The organism is Paenibacillus sp. EKM206P (assembly GCF_011066155.1).
Classification (GTDB): domain Bacteria; phylum Bacillota; class Bacilli; order Paenibacillales; family Paenibacillaceae; genus Paenibacillus; species Paenibacillus polymyxa_D.
The window spans coordinates 164,447-184,586 of the sequence record NZ_JAAMNQ010000002.1 but is presented as its reverse complement, the minus strand read 5'-3'; the positions used below and the strand labels follow the sequence as shown (position 1 = coordinate 184,586).

Here is a 20,140-nt window from a genome sequence, read left to right as displayed (position 1 = left end):
CGGTAACTACTGCACTGATAATGCTTATATTCATATCATCCAAAGGGAGAGATCATCCATGACTACTGTGCTGGAGAATCAAAAAGAACGCAAATCGGGACTGGATATCCCATTTGTTCGCGAGATGGCGGAAATTACACAAAACATGTGGAAATTCGGCTGGGATGAACGCAATGGAGGTAATGTAAGCTATATTCTGGATGAAGCCGAGGTTGCAAAATATATAGATATTCACCAGGTCATTCGGACGATTAAACCTGCTTTCCCGGTGAATGAACTGGCTGGTAAATATTTTATCGTCACCGGATCAGGTAAATATTTTAAAAACGTAATCGCAGATCCAGAAGCAAACTTAGGGGTCCTTCGTGTCTCCCAGGATGGCGAGCAATTGGAAGTCTTGTGGGGCCTCAAACATGGCGCAGTGCCTACCAGTGAGTTGCCTTCTCATTTTATGAGCCACATTGAGCGCTTGAAGATCGATCCTAACCATCGTGTGGTGATTCATAATCATGCCACCCATGTTATTGCCATGACCTTCATTCATAGTCTGGACGAAAACCAATTCACCAAAACGCTGTGGGAAATGTGTACCGAATGTATTGTCGTCTTTCCAGACGGTATCGGTGTAATCCCTTGGATGGTACCGGGTTCCAGCGAAATCGGCCGCGAAACGGCTAAAAAAATGAAGGATCATCACGCTGTATTATGGCCTCATCATGGCATTTTCGGAACGGGCAGCTCCATTGATGAAGCGTTTGGTCTCATTGAGACGATTGAAAAAGCGGCGCAAATTTACATGCTCATTGCTCACCATGATAACCAGCAACGGATTACAGATCAGGAATTGGCCGATCTAGCCAAAGCCTTCAACGTTACTCCAAAAGAAGGAATCTTGAACGTATAAATATAGGCTAATCCCCATCTCATAATACAGAACTTAAAAGGCTCCACGGGTCATCTCAAACCGGCCATGGAGCCTTTGGCATACGCAGTTTTAATTATATAACCCTCAATTCCAATGAATTAACTTGTAATTGTGCTTTCCTTTATATACAATAAAATCAAAATTCCCTTATCTCCACCAAAGGAGAGGTGACAAGTTATGAAAAGAGCAAAAAATGAAGATCACTTCGACATCGTGGAAGACCATTATTTCACAGCTACCGAATTGGAAAAGTCCAGCGCCATTTGGCCTGTCAGACTGGGTATGGATATTTCGAAAACAAGCTGCCATGTCGGTCCCAAGGCTGTTCCTTATTTTTATTTGATTTTTGTGCTTGAAGGTCAGGCTGAGTTTATTTATAAGCAACAGAAGTACCGTGTCCAAAAGTCTGATTTATTCTGTTTTTTTCCGCATGTTGCCCATGAATATTACACCGATCACCAGCACCCTTTGCAAAAGGTATGGATTGCCTTTGAGGGACCCAAATCCCTCGCGCTACTGGAGCGGATCGGAATTAATCCCTCCACGCCATTTATGGCTAACGCCGTGAGTGAGGAAATCCTCGAACTTATCTCTAACCTGTTTTCCATCGTACACGACAACAACAGACAGGGCAGCGATCTGGCCCGCTTGATTATACTGCACCAGATCTTCGAGGAGTTGTCCCGCAACACATCTGACGTACTGCGCAACTTTGTATGCTCTGATTATTGGCTCCAGCAGGGGAAAGACTACATTGAAATGCATTATTGTGACCGTGTTACGATTGAGCAAATTGCCGAGCATGTAGGTGTGGATCGTGCCCACTTTTCACGTAAGTTCCATTCCACCTTCCTCATCTCTCCCGCCAAGTATTTGCAAAACCTTAAGATTAACGAAGCCAAAAGATTACTGGAGCAGACAACTTACAATTTGTCGATCATAGCCCAGTCCATCGGCTATACCGATATGTCCACCTTTTCCAAAGCATTTAAGAAAACAGCAGGGATTCCACCGCGTGAGTATCGCTTCCGACATCAGTCCCGGCAAGAGATTCGTACCGTCAATGCCTAGCTGGAATCCAGTAACGTTCAAGAGAGCCGCCGTATACGGTGGCTCTCTTTTTTTATGACCTGATCCTAATTAGTACTTGGTTCTGAGACCTTTCAACGTTATAATAAGCATCAAACCAACAGGAAAGGTACGTGAAATCCATGCTGCGATTCAATGCGATACGTACGGGCTATCTGCTGGGCATCTCACTGGTACTTGCCGCGATTATTTATTTTTTCGCCTCCAATTGGGGCGGACTGGATCGGACAGTCAAAATTGTACTGGCTGCTGCGCTTATTGTTCTGTTCTATGGCTTGTCTTTTGTATTTGCACGGATACGTGCTGTTCCCGGTCAACAAGCTTTTCTGTCAAATATGTTTTTGGTGGCTGGCTGTATAGCCTTTGGCGTTTCTGTGGCATTGCTCGGTCAAATTTACAATTCCCATGCGGACAGCTACGGGTTGTTTTTCATTTGGTCGGTGCCAGCTCTACTGCTTAGCTGGATTACTCGCTACAATCCTTTTTATATGCTGTCTTATGTACTAATTCACCTCGGTTTGTGGCTTTATTTTTACCCTACGATGCAAAGTGCATCTTATAGCGAGCTGGAATCGTTGTCCATTGCCGGAGTGTTCGCACTGGTCAATCTGTTGTTGTTCCTATTGGCGTTCCTTCATCGTATACATTCTGCTCCACTACAATATATGAGCTTTACTGTTTTTCATATAGCGATGTTGGCGATGACCAACTCTTTTGCATTTGATGGGTATGGCCTGGTCATGAATATACCGCATATCGCTGTGATTGCTTTAGGATTTTATATATTTATCAAGGTACGGCTGAATAAAACACTACTGACCTTGAATGCATTGGCGCTCTCAGCGTTTGCTGTCTTTAAATTTATAGAGCTAGCAGAGGCTTACTACTCATCTCTGTTTTTTGTTTTTGGTTTGATTTTTGTGGCGCTGCTGCTGACCGGTAACGTGTGGTTTTTCCGTTATTTGAATCGTTTGGGGAAAACACCGCCGGAAACAGGGGAGATATTCAATGGGGAAAACGGGGATATCGTAAAATCCGATGTGGAGACGACCGTTCCCGAGGAACGTGGCAGTGAATGGATCAGCAAAACCGTATCCCGTGTAATCAAAGTGGTTGGAGTGCTGATCGGTAGTATATCTCTCATCGGATTGATTATGATTAGCACGAATGTAAACCACACCGAATATGTACTGTTGGTTGTGTCGTTGCTGCTTATGATTTTGATGATTGTCATACCGGAATCCAAGCTAGATTCAGTCATACGTTATACCCTGCTAACCATCAGCTATATTACAGGCTTGGCGGCCATTCTATGGTCAGATCAGTCGCTGCTTTCGGTATTATTTCTGATCGTTTCCATCGCTGGATGGTTTCGCTCCAAGGGGAAAAGGCAGTTGTTTTTTGCCTATACTTTTGTAAACCTGAATCTGGCGACCATTTTATTTCAGCAGCATCAGGAGTGGGATGGTTGGAACTGGACCTATAAGTTCATCATCTTCTCTCTTTTCATCGTCAATGCCGTGTTATATGGGGTAAGTTACTTTATATCCAAGACGGAGTTAAAAGAACATCTACGGAATAGCTCATTATTTTTCAGCTTGCTGTTCCTGTTTTGGGCGACGTTTTTCGAGGATGTCGTTCCACACTCTTATATGTTCATTAACATTTTTTATTTTGTTATCGTTACCGGGATGGTCTTTGCCTTTGCCCGTGTGAAACAAAAATCGGAGGCCATCACGAGCGTTGTCTTCTGGTTTATTTTTATCGGCTTCAAATACTATGATTTATTGTGGACGCTACTGTATAAATCTTTTACGCTGGCGCTACTGGGGATCATTGCACTCGGCTTGACCTGGTGGACGGATCGGCGAATGGCCCATAGCGGCAAAGCAGCATTCGATGCCGACCACCGCAGCTTTAGCTTTATGCGCTTAAGCCCGTTACTCATTGCCATTGTCATCGTGCTACAGCTGGGAATCATCGGCTATCAGACGGCGAGAAGCGAAACCCTGCTCGCCACAGGGGCTTCCATTAAGCTCAAACTGGCTCCTATAGACCCGCGCTCCCTGCTACAAGGCGATTATGTGGCATTGAATTACGACATATCTACCCCTACTTCCAAGCCCCCTCTTCAGGAGGAAGAATGGAGCCGAGGCAAGGTCAAAGTCGTTCTCACACCAGATAGCCAAGGAGTATACATCGCTGATCGCCTATATCAAGATGGTGAAAAACTTGCCAGTCATGAGGTCATTCTAAATGGACAGTGGTATGGTTCTCGTATTGTGTACGGTATTGAGAATTATTTCATCCCTGAGGGAACCGGACGTACTGTAGAACAGAACGCACATTTTGCCCATATTCGGGTGAGCCGCAATGGAGACGCACTGCTGGAACGTTTGGCAGAAAGCTGACCGGATCGGCGCAGATAGTTAACAAAGCAGGCTGAACCAAGCTGCTCCATTGCTGGAGCACCACTTGGTTCAGCCTGCTTGTTTTTTCGGGTCATCGAGTTACCCTCTTATAGTTAATCTTTATCCCTGCGCTACGCTTATCCTCGTTTATACATCTCTCGTCCACGATGCTATTTCCTCAATATCCTGCGGCTGAGTCCGGCAACAACCGCCAATCAGACGAGCTCCCGCTTCATACCATTGACGGGCACTTTGTCCGAACGTCTCTGTACAAGTGCTGCCATGCCATGTCTTGGTGACCGGGTCATATTCCTCCCCCAGATTGGGATATACCACCACAGGCTTATCCGTGTGATTGCGTATTTCGTGAATAAGCGATGGAACGAAATTCGGCAGAGTGCAATTGACCCCTACAGCGGCCACTTGCTCATGCCCATTAAGCCACTCAGCACATGCAGCGGCAGACTCACCATTGCTGATATGCTGTCCATCCTTTGCGCTAAAGCTGATCCAGGCATACGTGCCGGGGAATTCCTTCAGCAATCGGGCGATGGCCTTGGCTTCAACCAGACAGGGTATCGTTTCACAAGCTAAAATATCTGCACCCGCCTCAATCAGAGCTTTCATACGCGGCCTGTGAAACTCCACAAGCTGTTCCTCGCTCAGCTTGTAATCGCCGCGATACTCTGATCCATCTGCCAAAAACGCCCCGTAAGGGCCAACGGAGGCCGCAACTAGCGGCTTGGGACGATGTCGCTGACTTGCAGTAGCCGTCACGTCAGCCCAAAACTCATCTCGTGCCTGCACAGCAATCCGCACCGATAATTGAATCAGTTCCAGCGCCTCAGCTTCGCTTAAGCCTCGTTTAACATAGCCTTCAACGGTAGCCTGATAGCTCGCAGTAATCGCACAGTCTGCCCCAGCCTCAAAATAATCCCTATGTACACGCTTGATCGACTCCGGATGCTCATGGAGGATTTTAGCTGACCATAAGCTATCGTTCAGATCATGTCCATGACGCTCCAGCTCGGTCGCCATTGCGCCATCCAGCACGATTAGCTGAAATTCGTTCAGTATATGTTGTATCGGATTCATGCGGCCCCTCCTGCTCGTCTTTTCTATTTAACCCACTAATCAAGTAGGGTTTAATGATTTACATTATAGCACGGATGTTGATGAGCATTCACAAAGCCAAGAAATAATCATTTTGTGAAGTGAAGACGTCCCCTCTCGTTTCATTTGCGATCTGATGTAACGTATAAATTTTTTAAATTAGTTTCATAAGTTAAATTAATTAGATATTGTTCTTTTTTTCACAAAGTCATTTTACTATAAAGGTGCAAACCAACACTTTGGCCAAAAGATCAGGGCATTGCATCGTCACATTCTGCATCGTCATATATGTGAAAAAAGGTACAAGAGAGGGTTTTATTTATGTCTTTACTAGAAATGATTACAGCGACCTTAACAGATAACAAAATTGTCAGTTCTATCGCTTCCACCGTTTTTATTATCCTTCTTGGTTTCTTTTGCCGCAAGAAGGGGATTTTTAACGCAGCAGTAGGAAAGATGTTATCCAAGGTTGTTCTAACCGTGGCTCTACCAGCGCTAGCCTTTAATTCTTTCATGCAGGATATCAATCCTACAATGTTAAAACAAGGAATTAATGTTTTAATATGGGGAGTTCTAATTTATATTATTCTCATCTTTATATCTAAACCGTTCTTCCTGAGCTACAACAAGGATAAACAGGATGTTTTGCGGGTGTTAACCATTTTCGGTTCTACGACTTTCTTCGGGATTCCAATTGTCGGAGCCATTTACGGCCCTACCGGAGTGATGTACAGCTCCATTTTTAACATAGGGTACCGCATTTTCTTATACTCTTATGGCTATATCAAAATGAGCGGTCTGAAAATGGAGCTTAAAAATCTCAAAACCATGTTTATGAATCCAATCGTTATCGCCACGTTTCTAGGCTTGTTTGTTTGGTTGTTTCAAGGTTATTTGCCACAGATGCGTGTAGCTACAGAGGATGGGGCCATTCAGCAGTTCGCCTTTCTAAGAATTGATCAAACCGCTGTCTGGCTGTTCAAGCCCATGACCTACCTAGCTGGACTAGCTTCTCCATTAGCCTGGTTATCGATTGGCTCGACATTGGGGGAGATCAGCTTCAAGTCGGCAGCTACGGATAAGACCTCTTGGTATTACAGCATCGTTAAGGTTTGGCTTGTACCTATTGTTAACATCGTCTTGCTGGCCTTGTTGACTGTATCTCATATTCTGTCAGTTGATTCTGTCGCTTTAGCTACTATTGTCATCATGATGGCTACTCCTACAGCTACCGTAGCCGCAGCCTATGCCATCAGTTTTGATAAGGAAGCCATATTGACTTCCAATGCATCACTTCTATCAACTATCACTTCTGTCGTCATGATTCCAGTGTGGATCATTACGCTTAATGTCATTGATAAAATTGGAATTTTCTAAATCAGGGGGTAAACAACATGTTAAAAATCATTTGCTATGGTGTCCGTTCTTATGAGAAACCCTATTTCCAGGATCTCAATAAATATAACTTCCAACTAACGCTGGTAGAAGAGTTGTTAACCACCAGCAATGCACAATTGGCGCAGCATCACGATGCCGTTTTGCTAAGAGGAAACTGTGCTGCCAATCGGGAAAATATCACAAAATTCAATGAATACGGCATTCAATATATTTTCACCAGAACAGTCGGAATCAACCACATTGATTTGGATGCCTGTAGCGAATTCGGAATGAAGGTGGCACGCGTGCCATCCTACTCTCCGAATGCCATCGCCGAGCTCTCCTTAACTTTGGCTATGATGCTGTTCCGTCACACCGCTTATATGACTACCAAAAGCTCTTTCAAAAATTTTATTGTGGATGAGCATACATTCAGCAAAGAGATCCATAACTGTAAAGTTGGGATTATCGGGGTTGGACGCATTGGTCTGACAGAGGCCAAATTGTTTAAAGGATTAGGAGCTTCTGTTATCGGCTATGATGTGTACCAATCCGACGCAGCCAAGGAAGTCATTCCATTCACAACCTTGGATGAGCTACTGGCAGAGAGCGATGTTGTTAGTGTGCATGTTCCTTATCTGCCGGGACAGAACGACCAAATGATTAATGCTGGCTTTTTAGCAAAAATGAAAAAGGGATCTATCCTCATCAATACCTCACGTGGAGAATTACAAGATAATCAAGCCATTCTAGACGCTTTACTCAGTAATCATTTGGAGGGATTTGGGACAGATGTCTTCCCTAAAGAGGAAGAACTATTTTTCAAAGCGTTTGAACCATGGCAAATGCTCCCGGACCCAACGATCCAGAAGCTTGTGGAGCTGTATCCAAGAGTTTTGGTAACGCCTCATGCTGGCTCGAATACCGTTACGGCGTTATCCAACATGATTGAAACTAGCTACGACAACTTCCATGATATCGTTACAACTCATTCTTCGGATAACCTGGTCCCACTTCCTGTCCTCTCTATGAAATAATTAGGAAGCTCGGTACTCTTGTTGAACAAAAAAAGAACCGCTATTTCCAGATTACAATGGAAATGGCGGTTCTTTTATATCAGGATTCAACTGATAGAGCATTAGCGGTCTGCCAACCTTGTGGTATTCTATCGATTCAACGAGAAATCCATCGTCCACCAGGAACTGAATATATTTTTTGACCGTGATACGGGACAAGTCCACTTCTCTAGCTAACGTTTCAACTGAGAAGGGTCCGTCCAGCTCTTGAATACTCTTCAGTATTGTGGTCATGGTCAGTTTGGACAAATTTTTAGACAGGTTTTTCGATACATTATGCGGTGGATGTTCAACAGGTTTTTTCTTTTCCACACCCGTATGCTCTTCTTTATTAAAATAATGGTCAATAACAGCTTGATTAATTCCGTTCCCTTCCTCCATCACTGTGGCCAGACGCTGGATTTTCTCAACAGCCAGTCTAAAGCGTTCGAATGTAAAGGGTTTAATTAAATAGTCTGCAACACCATAAAAAACAGCTTCCTTCACCGTCTGAATATCTTTTGCAGCCGTAATTAAAATAACTGAAGCATGATATTGATGCTCCTGCATATGAGATAATAAAGTTAATCCGCTTTTTCCAGGTAAATAAACGTCCAGTAATACCAGATCCGGTGACCATTTTTGAAGACAGTCCTGTGCTTTCTTGACGGTATCTGCCTTACATACAACATCCAAATTGTCCATGCGCTCGATAAACTGTTGATTGAGCTCAGCAACCATCGGATCATCCTCAACAATTAGAACTTTCATTCATTTGTCACCTCCAATGTACAGGGCAACTCTACATATATACTTGTTCCCAGACCCGGTTGGCTATCAAGCTCAATGATTCCTTGATGATTTTCCACCATGGTTTTAACCAGATTCAAGCCGTAGCCTCTGTCTTCTCCTTTGGTTGAAAAACCATGCTCGAATATTCTCTTTTGCATCTCAAAATCAATCCCCAGCCCATTATCTTTCACTTCCAAAATGAATACATTTCCCTCACTCTCATAGTTCAATTTCAGTTCAATTTTGCCGGGTTCTTTTTTTTGTAAGATGGAATCTATGGCGTTGTCAAAAAAATTGCCCAGGATGTGTATGACATCATGAACGATATCCTGCATCTCCACATTAGAGACATCCGAGCTTTCTGCAAGAAGAACCGAAATATTCTGTTCGCGTGCTTCGTTGATTTTACCCATAATAAAACCTGCTAATGCCGGAACTTTAATTCTCTCAGTCAGAAAGCCTACCTCATCTTGATACCGGTGATTTAGCTGATGAATATATTGACTGACCTCCGCATATTTCCTCATCTCAATCAACCCGGATATTACGTGCATTTTGTTCATAAATTCATGGGTCTGTCCGCGAAGGGAGTTAATATAATATTTTGTACCACTTAACTGGTTGCTGAGATGGATCATCTCGGATTGGTCGCGCAGCGTTGCAACTGCCCCAAAAAACTCATTTTCAATATATATAGGGGTTACTGTCGCAATGACCTCTATACCATTCACATAAAATGAGCGATCCTTGATTTTCCTTTTATCATCGAACACTCTCTTGAAAAGCACGTTATAAAAGTTGGTATCTAGCTGCTCGCCAATCGGGGCCTTCATTTCTTGGTTTGCCAGTTGATACTTGGCCTGAGCTTCTTTGTTCATAAGCATAATTTTCTTGTCAGCCGAAATGGCTATAATTCCTTCAGCGACCTCATTTTCAATAATTTCTTTTTCGCGCAATCGTGTTGCTATCTCTTGCGGCTCAAGCCCAAATAAAATGGTTTTGATTTTCTGAGCCAGAATGATCGCGCCCAGAACTCCACTAAAGAGCCCCAGCATCAGCCCCCCAAAAATGGTATACTGCGCCTGCATCAAATCATGATTTAGGGTTCTCATGGTCAGCCCTACACATACAATGCCAATGACCTCATGCTGTTGATTAAATATCGGCGTAAAATATCGGTAACCTTTGCCCAAAATACCTATATTCTCAGAAAAATGTCCCTGACCCGATAGCGCTCTTCTGGCATCATTCAAATCAGAGAACGGTTTGCCAACCATCGTTGCATTCGGATGAGATAGCCGAATTAAATCGTGGTTCAGAATGACAACAAAATCCACATTAACGTTATGCATGACTCCAAGCGAGTAGTCTTGAATCTGCTTCACAGGAATTCCCTGCTCGACATTACGAATAACATCGTTGTCACTGGCAACCATCTTGGCAACACCCGAAAGTTTTTCCTTCGTATTATCAAAATGCTTGTTAATCACAAAATTACGAATGAGAAGCAAGGATATAATTAAGGAAATAATGATAACTAAAACAACCAAAATAATAATCATGAATTGTAGCGAAACTTTGAATTGTCGTCTCGGTTTCGATTTACTTTTTGACCGCAACCCCATCACCTAGCTTTTTTGTTAAGCTCTCCATTAGGAATAAGAGCCTATTTCTTTCCCTATAATCCCTTGTTATTCGACATCGTTTGACAATTTCCTTCTTATTTCGCAAACCATTCATCGGCTGGAAAGGCAAATTTCGTTCATCTTGAGCAAATGCGATATTAACACCTAGTTGAAGCTTGGCTACTTCAGTAAAATAAATAAAACCGACTTGTCTTTAAAAGACAAGCCGGCTTTATATCAGGATTTTGCAAAATCCTCATATGAATTAGTGTATGCAAAATGGTTCCAAATTTACAAAATTCCCCGTATCTCATCCAATGACTGCACCTTTTCCCGCTGCATCCATTGTTCAAGGCCATGTACCAGCTCGGCCCCTGCATGTAAATGGACAAAATTGTACGTTCCTACCTGAATGGCAGCGGCCCCTGCCATGGTGAATTCAATAATATCTTCCACTGAGCTAATCCCGCCCATCCCGATCACCGGAATCGACACCGCCTGTGCCACCTGGTGAACCATACGCAAAGCAATCGGCTTAATTGCCGGGCCGGAAAGACCCGCATACGTATTGGCAAAAACACTACGACGCCGACGTATATCAATTTTCATCGCAGAAAATGTATTGATCAACGAAACTCCGTCTGCGCCTTCTTCCTCGCACATAACCGCCATCTGCGTGATATTCTCTGCGTTGGGAGACAGCTTGACAACCAACGGAAGTGCCGTCACATTGCGCACCTGACGCACAACCTCCCGCGCTACCTCCGTCTGGATACCAAATTGCATTCCACCCTGCTTCACGTTGGGACATGAAATGTTCAATTCCAGCATATCAACGCCTCTGCGGTTCATCGTGCGACGCTTTTGTGCATTTTCCGTAATCATCGCTACGGCCTGAACATATTCCTCCAGATTGGAACCGCCCACGTTGGCAATAACAGCCGTGTTCCAGTGAGTCATGTCATCCAGTTCATCCTTCAAAAAGGCGGCAACACCCGGATTCTCCAGCCCCACACTATTGAGCATGCCGGATGCTGTCTCATGTATTCGTGATCCCGTATTACCAGCCTTCGGATGCAGGGTTAGTCCCTTGCCGACGATGCCGCCCAATAATTCAGGAGAATAAAATTCCGCATACTCCCGTCCGAATCCAAACGTACCGGAAGCCATGATGATCGGGTTCTTGAACGGTACACCCGCAATATTACACGCCATGGAGATCATCGAACTCCACCTCCTCCACCGGGAATACAGGCCCTTCTTTACATACCCTCCGATTGCCTCCACGGGTACGCATCGTACAGCCCAAACATGCGCCAATACCACAGGCCATGTGTCTTTCAGTTGAAATATATAAGCGGGACGACGTATCCACCGTTTTTATAGCGAGTGCTTGTAACATCGGAGTTGGCCCGCAGGAAAACATATTTGCATAGAGCGTCGGATCGATCTGTTCGACGATACTTCCCCCTACCTTGACCTGTACAGATGCCGCCACAGCTTCGAACGCTTCAACCCCGAAGGCTTGCTGTGCAAACCCTAGATAAACATGCGCATGCGGGTAATACTTTGCAGCCAACAGCAACGGAGCTGTACCCATGCCACCGCCGATTAAAGCCAAACTGCCCTCTACCTGCGGAAAACCGTTTCCGAAAGGTCCTTCTAACTGAATTTCCTGACCAGGCTGTAATTGGGAAAACAAATTTGTCCCCTCTCCAACAACCCGATACAAAAAGGAAATACTCTCTTCCCCGATATCATAAATGCTGATGGGTCTGGGTAGCAGTGGGTAACCTGTCCCGCTGCGCAGCATGTAGAACTGCCCCATGTTCCCTTTAAACTTTCCCTCTATTTTCATCACATAAATGCCCGGAACGAGCGCCACATTCGAAATTACGTTAGCCATATAACCCCTCCACTAACCACTCACTATAACGTAAAAGCAGCAACTATTACGTGACTATTTTCACATTTCTGGGTAACGTTTCGCCCTACGGCTCGTGATATAAAAAAGCGTACTCCTGTTAGAGAGTACGCTTGTGTATTTAACTAATGGCTTCGCGCTCTGCATCGCGGCTACCCTTGACATCCTTGCGGATTTGTTTGCTGCGTAGCTGTCCGCAGGCTGCGTCAATATCGACTCCATGCTCCAGCCGAACACTACAGCTAATACCTTGTTTTTTCAGCACATCATAGAAGCCCGTAATCGACTCCGACTCACTCCGCTGGTATTGGCTATGCTCATCTACTGGATTGTACGGAATGAGGTTGACATTGGCCAGATTACGACGATGGCCCACCAGCTCAGCCAGTTCGAGCGCATGCTCCTTACCGTCATTAACATCCTTCAGCAAGATGTACTCCAGCGTAATTCGACGATTTGTTTTGTCCAAATAATAATCAATCGCCTGCATGAGTTTCTCAATCGGAATCGCCCGGTTGATCTTCATAATGCGAGTACGAATCTCATTATTCGGGGCGTGGAGGGAGATCGCCAGATTGACATGCAGGTCTGAATCTGCAAATTCAATGATTTTATCAGCCAATCCGCTTGTGGAAACGGTAATATGCCGCGGCCCAATCGCTAGCCCTTTGTGATCCTTAATCACCCGAATGAAATCGGACAGGTTCACGAAGTTATCAAACGGTTCGCCAATTCCCATCACAACAACATGACTGACCTGGTCGCCCGGGCGTTCCTGATCCAGATACAGCTGGACCTTCATAATTTGCTCTACAATCTCACCACTGGATAGGTCGCGGCTCTTCTTCAACAATCCGCTCGCACAGAAGCTACATCCAATATTACATCCTACCTGTGTAGTCACACATACGGATAAGCCAAACTTATGCCGCATCAATACCGTCTCAATCAAATTACCATCCTGAAGCCGGAACAAGAACTTGACCGTCCCGTCTGCTGACTGTTGCTTCACGTGTTCTTCAAGTGTTTCAATGGAAAAGTGCTCTGCCAACAGGCGTGTACAATCCTCATGAACCTCTGCCATCGCTGCAAAATCAGTAACCCGCTTCCGGTACAATGCGTCCCATACCTGCAATGCCCGGGATTTCTTATGCCCATGCTCGATGAGCCATGCTGTCAATTGATCTAGCGTTAATCCATAAATGGATTCTTTTTTCATGTTCGATCCTCTTTTCAAAACAATCAAATTCGTATTTCTATATATAAACCCTAGCCATCACGACTCGTCTCAACGATCATTGCATCATAGCATGTTTAAGCAATCTGCGCTATTTAAACGCCTCTTTCATTGTCCCAAATTTTAATTATGAACACAAGGGGGCAGGCACATTGTTTTTCCTGTTCAACAAGAGCACGCAAAGACAGGATGACAGATACTCCTAATGATATGATTACAACCAAGGAGGTGATGCGGTTGGAATGGTTGCTTCGGATCAAGAACGCACTGGATCTGATGGAAGAGAGAATGCAGCAGCCACTCGATATCGATGAAATTGCAAAGGCAGCCTATTCGTCTCCTTTTCATTTTCAGCGAATGTTTCATATGCTAACTGGCTTCACGGTAGCAGAATATGTGCGCAAACGTCGATTGACCTTGGCTGCTCAGGAATTGAGTCTTTCTTCCGCCAAGGTGCTGGATGTAGCGTTCAAATACGGATATGATTCCCCCGAATCTTTTTCTAAAGCGTTCCGAAAGATACACGGTATTTCTCCCTCTGAGGCCAGAAGCCCTGGGGTGAACCTGAAAGCCTTTCCACGCATCACCTTCCATCTATCGTTGAAGGGAGATCAGGAAATGGATTACAAAATTGTAGAGAAAGCGGCCTTTACGGTCATTGGCAAGTCCATTCAAGTCACCACTAAGAACGGCGATAATCTTCGAGAAATCCCAAAATTCTGGAACGAACTAAATGCGGATGGTACATCGGATCGGATTCATGCCTTGGGAACAGGCGATGATATACTCGGTATATGTTTGGACATGAAACATGGAGAGGAGACGTTTAGCTACTTAATCGCCGCAGAAGGCAGCGAAGACGTAGCGACCGCGAATGGGCTGGAATCCAGAACCATTCCGGCTTCAACCTGGGCAGTGTTTACATCCATCGGCCCTATGCCTTACTCGATCCAAAAGGTATGGCAAAGAATTTTCCAAGAATGGTTCCCTGCCAGTAATTATGAGCATTCAGGCGGGCCGGAACTGGAAGTGTATACTATGGGAGATTCACATGCTGAAGACTACCGAAGTGAAGTTTGGATTCCGATTAAGAAAAAGTAAACAAACCGAACCGACTGCGTATCGCAGTCGGTTTTTATACCGTACTGCCTTTACATCATAAGGTGACAGATAACACACTTCCCTGCATACTCGCTACTCTAGCTTAATGGTCGCATGCAATCCCCCAAGCTCCTGCTTCAACACAGAATATAGCCTTGAACCTGCCGGCTTTAGCGGATAGTCTGTTGCTTTGCAGAGAAGTCCGAAGGTCATATCAATCAGGCTGCCGCTTAATTCCCTCACCGTTGTTCCTGCCGGGACAGAACTGACCAGAATTTGTGGCACAAGTGCAATCCCTAAATCGCTTTCCACATAAAATTTCAGAGCCGTCATGCTGCCAATTTCCATCGTATTTAATGTGGTTATTCCATATTCCTTCATGACCATTTCAAGTTTGCGACGATAGGGACAGGTAGCCGACGTAATAAGCAACCGCTGCCCCTGTAAATCCTCCGGCCCAATGTTTTCTTTTTCCGCAAGCGAGTGATTTTCAGGCATTAAAACTACAAATTTCTCCCTAAATAAAGGCTCAAAATATAGCTCTGTGCCCAAATCTGGTGTGGAACACAGCGCTAAGTCAATATCCCCCTTGAGAATACGCTCGCTTAAGGTAGGGGTATTTCCAAACTCAACAGAAACCCGAATGTTCGGATAATGGGTTAAGAAACGCTTTAGAATTCCTGGTAGTCGATAACTGGCAGTCGGTTCGGTCACTCCTATACGAATGTCGCCTGCGGTCCCTCTTTGCAGATTGTCCATATTTTCCTGCAATTGCTCCATATCCTTTACAATATGTAGACTTTGCTCGTAAAACAGCCTGCCCGCTTCAGTTAACTTTATTTTCTTGCCCCGTTCGATCAGTTGAATTCCCATATCGGACTCCAGCTTCTGTATTTGCATCGTCACGGTAGATTGTGCATAATTCAACTCTTCCGCTGCACGCATAAAACTTCCGTAATTCACAATCATTTGAAATGTTTTGAGTGTTTTAATGTCCATTATCAGACTCCTGTATGCACAATTGATTCAATTTTATTGAATTGTAAATTCATTTAATTCAATTATACAGAATACAGTACCTCCTCTACAATGATACATATCAGATCGTATTATTTTTCAGACGCAAATGAACTGGATGGAGAAGGAGCGAATATACATGGATTTACATCAAAAAGTAGCATTGGTTACAGGTGGAGGTACAGGAATTGGGAGAGCCGTGTGTATGGCCTTGGCAGATCGAAAAGCTACGGTAGTCGTAAACTATTCCCGCTCTAAAAACGATGCAGAGGAAACTGTACGTATGATCCTTGAAAAGGGCGGACGTGCTATCGCATTACAGGCAGATGTTTCCCGAGATCAGGAAGTTCGAACTATGGTTGACCAGATTGTCCAGCAATTCGGTACGATTAATATACTCGTGAATAACGCTAGCATTACACATCACATTCCGATGGATGATCTGGAGGCAGCCACGAAAGAGGTATGGGATGATCTATTTGATGTAAATGTAAAAGGCATGTTTTACTGTGCCAGAGCCGTAGCTCCTTTTATGAAGCGTAGTAAACAAGGAGCTATCGTCAATCTGGGAAGTATAGCAGGGCAAACAGGGCTAGGTTCTTCGCTTCCCTATGCGGTATCCAAAGCGGCCGTCCACGGGCTGACCAAATCTTTAGCACGGGCACTTGCGCCGGATATTCGCGTCAATTGCATCGTGCCGGGAGCTGTAGCGACAAGATGGTGGTCAGGCAGGGAAGAGCAAATGAAAACATTGGCTCCTCATTTACTCCTACAGCGCATTTCCACGCCCGAAGATATCGCCAGCATGATCTGCTCTGCTTTGGAACAGGAAGCCATGACAGGCCAGATTATTACGGTAGACAGCGGACAAACGCTGTAAAGATACTGGGACTTCTGAGTAAAAACAAGCCGCCTTCTCAGACAGTAGGCGGCTTTTGAGCTATCGTATACCGTCGTTAAACTACGTTTTAGCTTAAAGATACCGCAATTCGTGTACCTTTCACGAATTTAGCAAATAAGTACCGAACAAGCGGCCCTACAATTAAGAGCTGCAGAGGGAAAGCAAAAATAAAATTCTTAAAAACTAAAGATAAGTAATTTTTAAATAATGAATCTCCCGAAAGACCATTAAAAAAGTAAGCTGTCCCCAATCCATAAAGTGACATACAGAGAACCATTCCAATGACCATACAGCATGAAAGGGACAGAATCACAAATACCTTTTTGGATTTATCGTATGGTAATGAGAAGGCTATTTTCTTTGCTAATGGACCGACAATAAACAATTCCAATACGAAAGCAATGATAAAACATAAAATAAATTGAAGAAACATTACTTTTAGAGAGATTGTGCCAATCAAGTCATTTGTATATAGATTATAAAATGTCATGAATACGACCATCCCCAAGCACATCATGAAACCAAAATAAAAATCTTCCTTCTTCGTTGTTGGCAATTCCATCATCCCTTCTGTGTACCTTGGTAATTATATAAATAGTCGAAACCTCCACATAAGTGAACTTTCTGTGAACTTTTTGGCAAACGTTTTCTTTTTTAGAATATAAGAAATAGGCATCGTTCAGCTCAACGATACCTTGGAATGTTGCAGTTCATATCCCTCAATGATCTGCTTTTAAATCTAAGCCAAATCTCTTCAGCTCAATAAAAACACCTTCAAGTCGCTTCCCCTTTTCCGTTAACGAATATTCAACACGCGGAGGAACCTCGGCATATACCTTTCTCTCTAACAGACCGTTATCTTCAAGCTCTTTCAGGCGTAGGGAAAGCGTTTTGGGACTAATCCCCTTCATGGACTTCTGAAGTTGGCTGAATCTCAGTGTTCCTTCGATAAGCAGGTCACGGATGATTAAAAAAGTCCATTTCGTTCCGATCAAATCAAGTGTTTGGGCAATAGGACACGGCTTGCCGGGTATTCCTTTGGTCAATTCAATAGGTTCTTGGTCGTGCATAGGAACTCCCCCAAAAATTATCTGTTAAACCCAATGATATCACAATAGTTCCTTTAGGGAAACTATATGAATTAAATATCACTACTTCCCTAAATAAACTTACTACATATACAATATCGCTGTAGCAACTAACGTTTTCTCTAATACAAGGAGGTGAAGAGATGAAAAATATACTAATCATTAACGGTCATCAAAAATATGATTCGTCTGAAGGGAAATTGAACCAAACATTGATAGACAATATGGTGCGTCTCTTAAGTGAAGAGAACAAAATCAAAATAACGTCTGTTCAAGACGGCTATACCCTCAGCGAAGAACAAGAAAAATTTTTATGGGCGGATGTAGTCATTTACCAAACCCCCATCTACTGGTTCAGCGTTCCTGGATTATTAAAGACTTATATGGATGAAGTCTATGCTTACGGTGTATTCTTCACGGGTGCTCATGAATATGGGAGCGGAGGTTTATTAACCGACAAGAAATATATGTTCTCCACAACTTGGAATGCTCCGGAAAAAGCCTTTAATGATCCAACTCAATTTTTTAATGGGGCTAGTCTAGAAGCTGCACTCCGTCATTTGCATTCTGCGCATACATTTCTCGGTATGAAGCCCTTGAAAAGCTTTGCATGCTACGATGTTATTAAAAATCCAAATATACCTAAATTTATTGCTGATCTTGATACACATCTACAAGCCGTATTACATGATTAACAAATCCAGATGAATACTAGGAGGGAATCCATTTGCAAAACCAAAAGATTGTCATTATTGGTGGAAGCTCAGGTATTGGTTTAGAAACAGCTAAGCAAGTCATTTCGCTTGGAGCGGAAGTGGTAATCGCCAGCCGCTCGGAGGATAAATTGCACAAGGCCAAAGAAATGCTGGGCCCTCGTGCTGTAATACATGTGCTGGACACGTCAGATGAGCAGCAGGTAAAATCTTTCTTCGAAAAAGTCGGCCCCTATGATCATCTTATCGTTAGCGCGGCAGAAACATCAGGTGGGTCATTCCTTCAGTCGGAGACGGTTCAAGCCCGCAAGCTATTCGAAAACAAATTTTGGGGCCAGTATTATGCAGCTAAATACGGAGCTTCCCAACTCTCAGCCGAGGGTTCCATTACCTTATTTTCAGGAGTGGTGGCATACAAGCCGATGATTGGCTCCTCTGCGCTCGGTGCTGTGAATGCAGCCGTTGCGAATCTTGGTCAAACCTTGGCGTTAGAACTTGCTCCCATCCGCGTGAATGTCGTCTCACCCGGCATTATTGACACACCTTCCCGTAGCAAAATGCCTGAAAATACACGCAATCAATTCTATGATACAGTCGCGCATAAGCTCCCTGTGAAGCGAGTTGGACTTGCGGAGGATGTTGCACGAGGCGTACTTTATTTGATTCAAAATCAGTTTGTGACCGGAACAGTCCTTCATGTGGATGGCGGACACATTTTAACATAAAAGCTTCGTCCTAAATCTGTCAGTCATTTACCAAAAAAAACGGAGAACGCTCCCGCACCTTGGCTTGGGCGTTCTCCTCCTTTTCTTATCCATGAATGATTTCACAAACTTTATCCTAATGATGTATACGACGTTTGTTTCTCAAGATGTTGCGAATCATCTTGTGATTGGGGAGCTGCCTGAACAACATATGTCCGGGATGCGGATTGGCCTCGATAATCCAAATTTGGCCGCTCTTCTCAATAGCAAGATCGATGCCCAACTCGCGAACCGGATGATTTTTATCTATCGTGTCGGCAATGATTCTAGAAAGCTCGGTGACCTGGTCCAGAATCTCTTTCATTTTTGTTCTGTCATTTTTAAAGACCCTTAAAAGCACTTTGGACAACGGCGCCGCATGTCCTCCCTTCCGATAGTTGGTAACGACTTTTCGAGGTGCAGCGACACGGCCGGTTATTCCTGAAATGACCCATTCCGATTCCGGCTTCTGCATATACACTCTGGCATCAAAAATCGAACCTTTGTACTTGGCTAACTTAAGTCCTTGCTGTACCAAATAACGACGATGAGGTCTCCGATAGGTTCTAACTGCTCTTCTTACAGCGTGGGATCTAACGATTCTGCGACTGGAGCCACAACGAACCTCATATTTCCTCCCCAGCTTTTTCGCACGTATGATGCCAGTCCCTCCACTCCCATAATTAGGCTTGATGAAAACTGTGCGATAGGTATCCAGCATCCGTAAAGTCCTTGCATTACTGATCCAGCGGGTTTCGGGCAAGTGAGAACGTAAAATGGGATGTTGTCGCATTTCCTTGTATTGAATCATCTTTCCAATGGGCACGAATATCCCTCGATTCTGTTGGGTTTTTGCACACACTACATGAATATGCATCTATATTCTATCTTGGTAACGGCGAATGCCACAGTTTGCTATGAAGAGGCAAATCTCCTACTTTCTCAAGTCGAGTCTTCTTTGGTTTCAAGAGAGAGATGGACAATGTGTCTTTACATGACAAGATTATTGTAAATACCTATAAGGTTGAT

Annotated in this window: 19 protein-coding genes; 9 read left to right on the top strand and 10 right to left on the bottom strand. The window is 44.1% G+C overall.

Translation table 11 applies throughout. The features are described 5' to 3' along the window. The first annotated feature begins 58 nt into the window (after positions 1 to 58). The 3 genes from rhaD (at position 59) to G9G53_RS04560 (ending at position 4,425) form a co-directional block, all read left to right on the top strand. Positions 59 to 904, top strand: a complete 846-nt coding sequence (rhaD, locus tag G9G53_RS04570; RefSeq protein WP_165145630.1) for a rhamnulose-1-phosphate aldolase — start codon at positions 59 to 61, stop codon at positions 902 to 904. A 198-nt stretch (positions 905 to 1,102) separates the two neighbouring features. Beyond that, entirely contained in the window at positions 1,103 to 1,996 is an 894-nt protein-coding gene (locus G9G53_RS04565; protein WP_069012279.1) for an AraC family transcriptional regulator, read from the top strand. 140 nt (positions 1,997 to 2,136) lie between these two features. Beyond that, complete coding sequence (locus G9G53_RS04560) at positions 2,137 to 4,425, top strand: GDYXXLXY domain-containing protein (RefSeq protein WP_185156347.1); 2,289 nt, start codon at positions 2,137 to 2,139, stop codon at positions 4,423 to 4,425. A 147-nt stretch (positions 4,426 to 4,572) separates the two neighbouring features. On the opposite strand, the gene mmuM is transcribed toward G9G53_RS04560, so the two are convergent. Beyond that, positions 4,573 to 5,520, bottom strand: coding sequence for a homocysteine S-methyltransferase (gene mmuM, locus G9G53_RS04555; protein ID WP_165145624.1), 948 nt, complete (start codon positions 5,518 to 5,520; stop codon positions 4,573 to 4,575). A gap of 339 nt (positions 5,521 to 5,859) precedes the next feature. On the opposite strand from mmuM, the gene G9G53_RS04550 reads away from it, so the two are divergent. Both G9G53_RS04550 and G9G53_RS04545 read left to right on the top strand, forming a co-directional pair. Continuing rightward, complete coding sequence (locus G9G53_RS04550) at positions 5,860 to 6,915, top strand: AEC family transporter (protein WP_165145621.1); 1,056 nt, start codon at positions 5,860 to 5,862, stop codon at positions 6,913 to 6,915. A gap of 17 nt (positions 6,916 to 6,932) precedes the next feature. Then, a complete protein-coding gene (locus G9G53_RS04545) occupies positions 6,933 to 7,952 on the top strand; it encodes a 2-hydroxyacid dehydrogenase (RefSeq protein WP_165145618.1) in 1,020 nt (339 codons plus the stop codon). Between the two features lie 51 nt (positions 7,953 to 8,003). Here the strand turns inward: G9G53_RS04545 and G9G53_RS04540 are convergent, their stop codons facing one another. From G9G53_RS04540 to rlmN, 5 genes are all read right to left on the bottom strand, one after another. Beyond that, on the bottom strand, positions 8,004 to 8,741 hold the full coding sequence (locus G9G53_RS04540) for a response regulator (protein ID WP_029518819.1): 738 nt from the start codon (positions 8,739 to 8,741) through the stop codon (positions 8,004 to 8,006). Beyond that, positions 8,738 to 10,387, bottom strand: coding sequence for an ATP-binding protein (locus G9G53_RS04535; RefSeq protein ID WP_238437913.1), 1,650 nt, complete (start codon positions 10,385 to 10,387; stop codon positions 8,738 to 8,740). Before G9G53_RS04535 ends, G9G53_RS04540 begins: the two co-directional genes overlap by 4 nt. Before the next feature lie 291 nt (positions 10,388 to 10,678). Then, positions 10,679 to 11,611 (bottom strand): dihydroorotate dehydrogenase, encoded by a 933-nt coding sequence (locus G9G53_RS04530; protein ID WP_025719854.1) that lies wholly within the window; start codon positions 11,609 to 11,611, stop codon positions 10,679 to 10,681. Next, complete coding sequence (locus G9G53_RS04525) at positions 11,592 to 12,293, bottom strand: dihydroorotate dehydrogenase electron transfer subunit (RefSeq protein ID WP_029518821.1); 702 nt, start codon at positions 12,291 to 12,293, stop codon at positions 11,592 to 11,594. Before G9G53_RS04525 ends, G9G53_RS04530 begins: the two co-directional genes overlap by 20 nt. Positions 12,294 to 12,432: 139 nt before the next feature. Beyond that, entirely contained in the window at positions 12,433 to 13,530 is a 1,098-nt protein-coding gene (rlmN, locus tag G9G53_RS04520; protein ID WP_165145612.1) for a 23S rRNA (adenine(2503)-C(2))-methyltransferase RlmN, read from the bottom strand. Between the two features lie 249 nt (positions 13,531 to 13,779). On the opposite strand from rlmN, the gene G9G53_RS04515 reads away from it, so the two are divergent. Continuing rightward, the gene (locus G9G53_RS04515) at positions 13,780 to 14,649 is read left to right on the top strand and encodes an AraC family transcriptional regulator (RefSeq protein WP_165146382.1); all 870 of its coding nucleotides are present in this window, start codon (positions 13,780 to 13,782) and stop codon (positions 14,647 to 14,649) included. Positions 14,650 to 14,742: 93 nt separating this feature from the next. On the opposite strand, the gene G9G53_RS04510 is transcribed toward G9G53_RS04515, so the two are convergent. Next, a complete protein-coding gene (locus G9G53_RS04510) occupies positions 14,743 to 15,648 on the bottom strand; it encodes a LysR family transcriptional regulator (RefSeq protein WP_165145609.1) in 906 nt (301 codons plus the stop codon). A 157-nt stretch (positions 15,649 to 15,805) separates the two neighbouring features. Between G9G53_RS04510 and G9G53_RS04505 the strand changes: the two genes are divergently transcribed. Then, positions 15,806 to 16,546, top strand: a complete 741-nt coding sequence (locus G9G53_RS04505; protein WP_165145606.1) for an SDR family NAD(P)-dependent oxidoreductase — start codon at positions 15,806 to 15,808, stop codon at positions 16,544 to 16,546. 88 nt (positions 16,547 to 16,634) lie between these two features. On the opposite strand, the gene G9G53_RS04500 is transcribed toward G9G53_RS04505, so the two are convergent. Then, complete coding sequence (locus G9G53_RS04500) at positions 16,635 to 17,123, bottom strand: hypothetical protein (protein ID WP_165145603.1); 489 nt, start codon at positions 17,121 to 17,123, stop codon at positions 16,635 to 16,637. A 163-nt stretch (positions 17,124 to 17,286) separates the two neighbouring features. After that, the gene (locus G9G53_RS04495; RefSeq protein WP_029518827.1) at positions 17,287 to 17,637 is read right to left on the bottom strand and encodes a winged helix-turn-helix transcriptional regulator; all 351 of its coding nucleotides are present in this window, start codon (positions 17,635 to 17,637) and stop codon (positions 17,287 to 17,289) included. A gap of 161 nt (positions 17,638 to 17,798) precedes the next feature. Between G9G53_RS04495 and G9G53_RS04490 the strand changes: the two genes are divergently transcribed. Then, entirely contained in the window at positions 17,799 to 18,350 is a 552-nt protein-coding gene (locus tag G9G53_RS04490; protein WP_165145600.1) for an NAD(P)H-dependent oxidoreductase, read from the top strand. A 32-nt stretch (positions 18,351 to 18,382) separates the two neighbouring features. After that, the gene (locus tag G9G53_RS04485; RefSeq protein WP_165145597.1) at positions 18,383 to 19,093 is read left to right on the top strand and encodes an SDR family oxidoreductase; all 711 of its coding nucleotides are present in this window, start codon (positions 18,383 to 18,385) and stop codon (positions 19,091 to 19,093) included. Between the two features lie 115 nt (positions 19,094 to 19,208). Here the strand turns inward: G9G53_RS04485 and G9G53_RS04480 are convergent, their stop codons facing one another. Then, a complete protein-coding gene (locus G9G53_RS04480) occupies positions 19,209 to 19,937 on the bottom strand; it encodes a YheC/YheD family protein (RefSeq protein ID WP_029518831.1) in 729 nt (242 codons plus the stop codon). Positions 19,938 to 20,140: the final 203 nt, after the last annotated feature.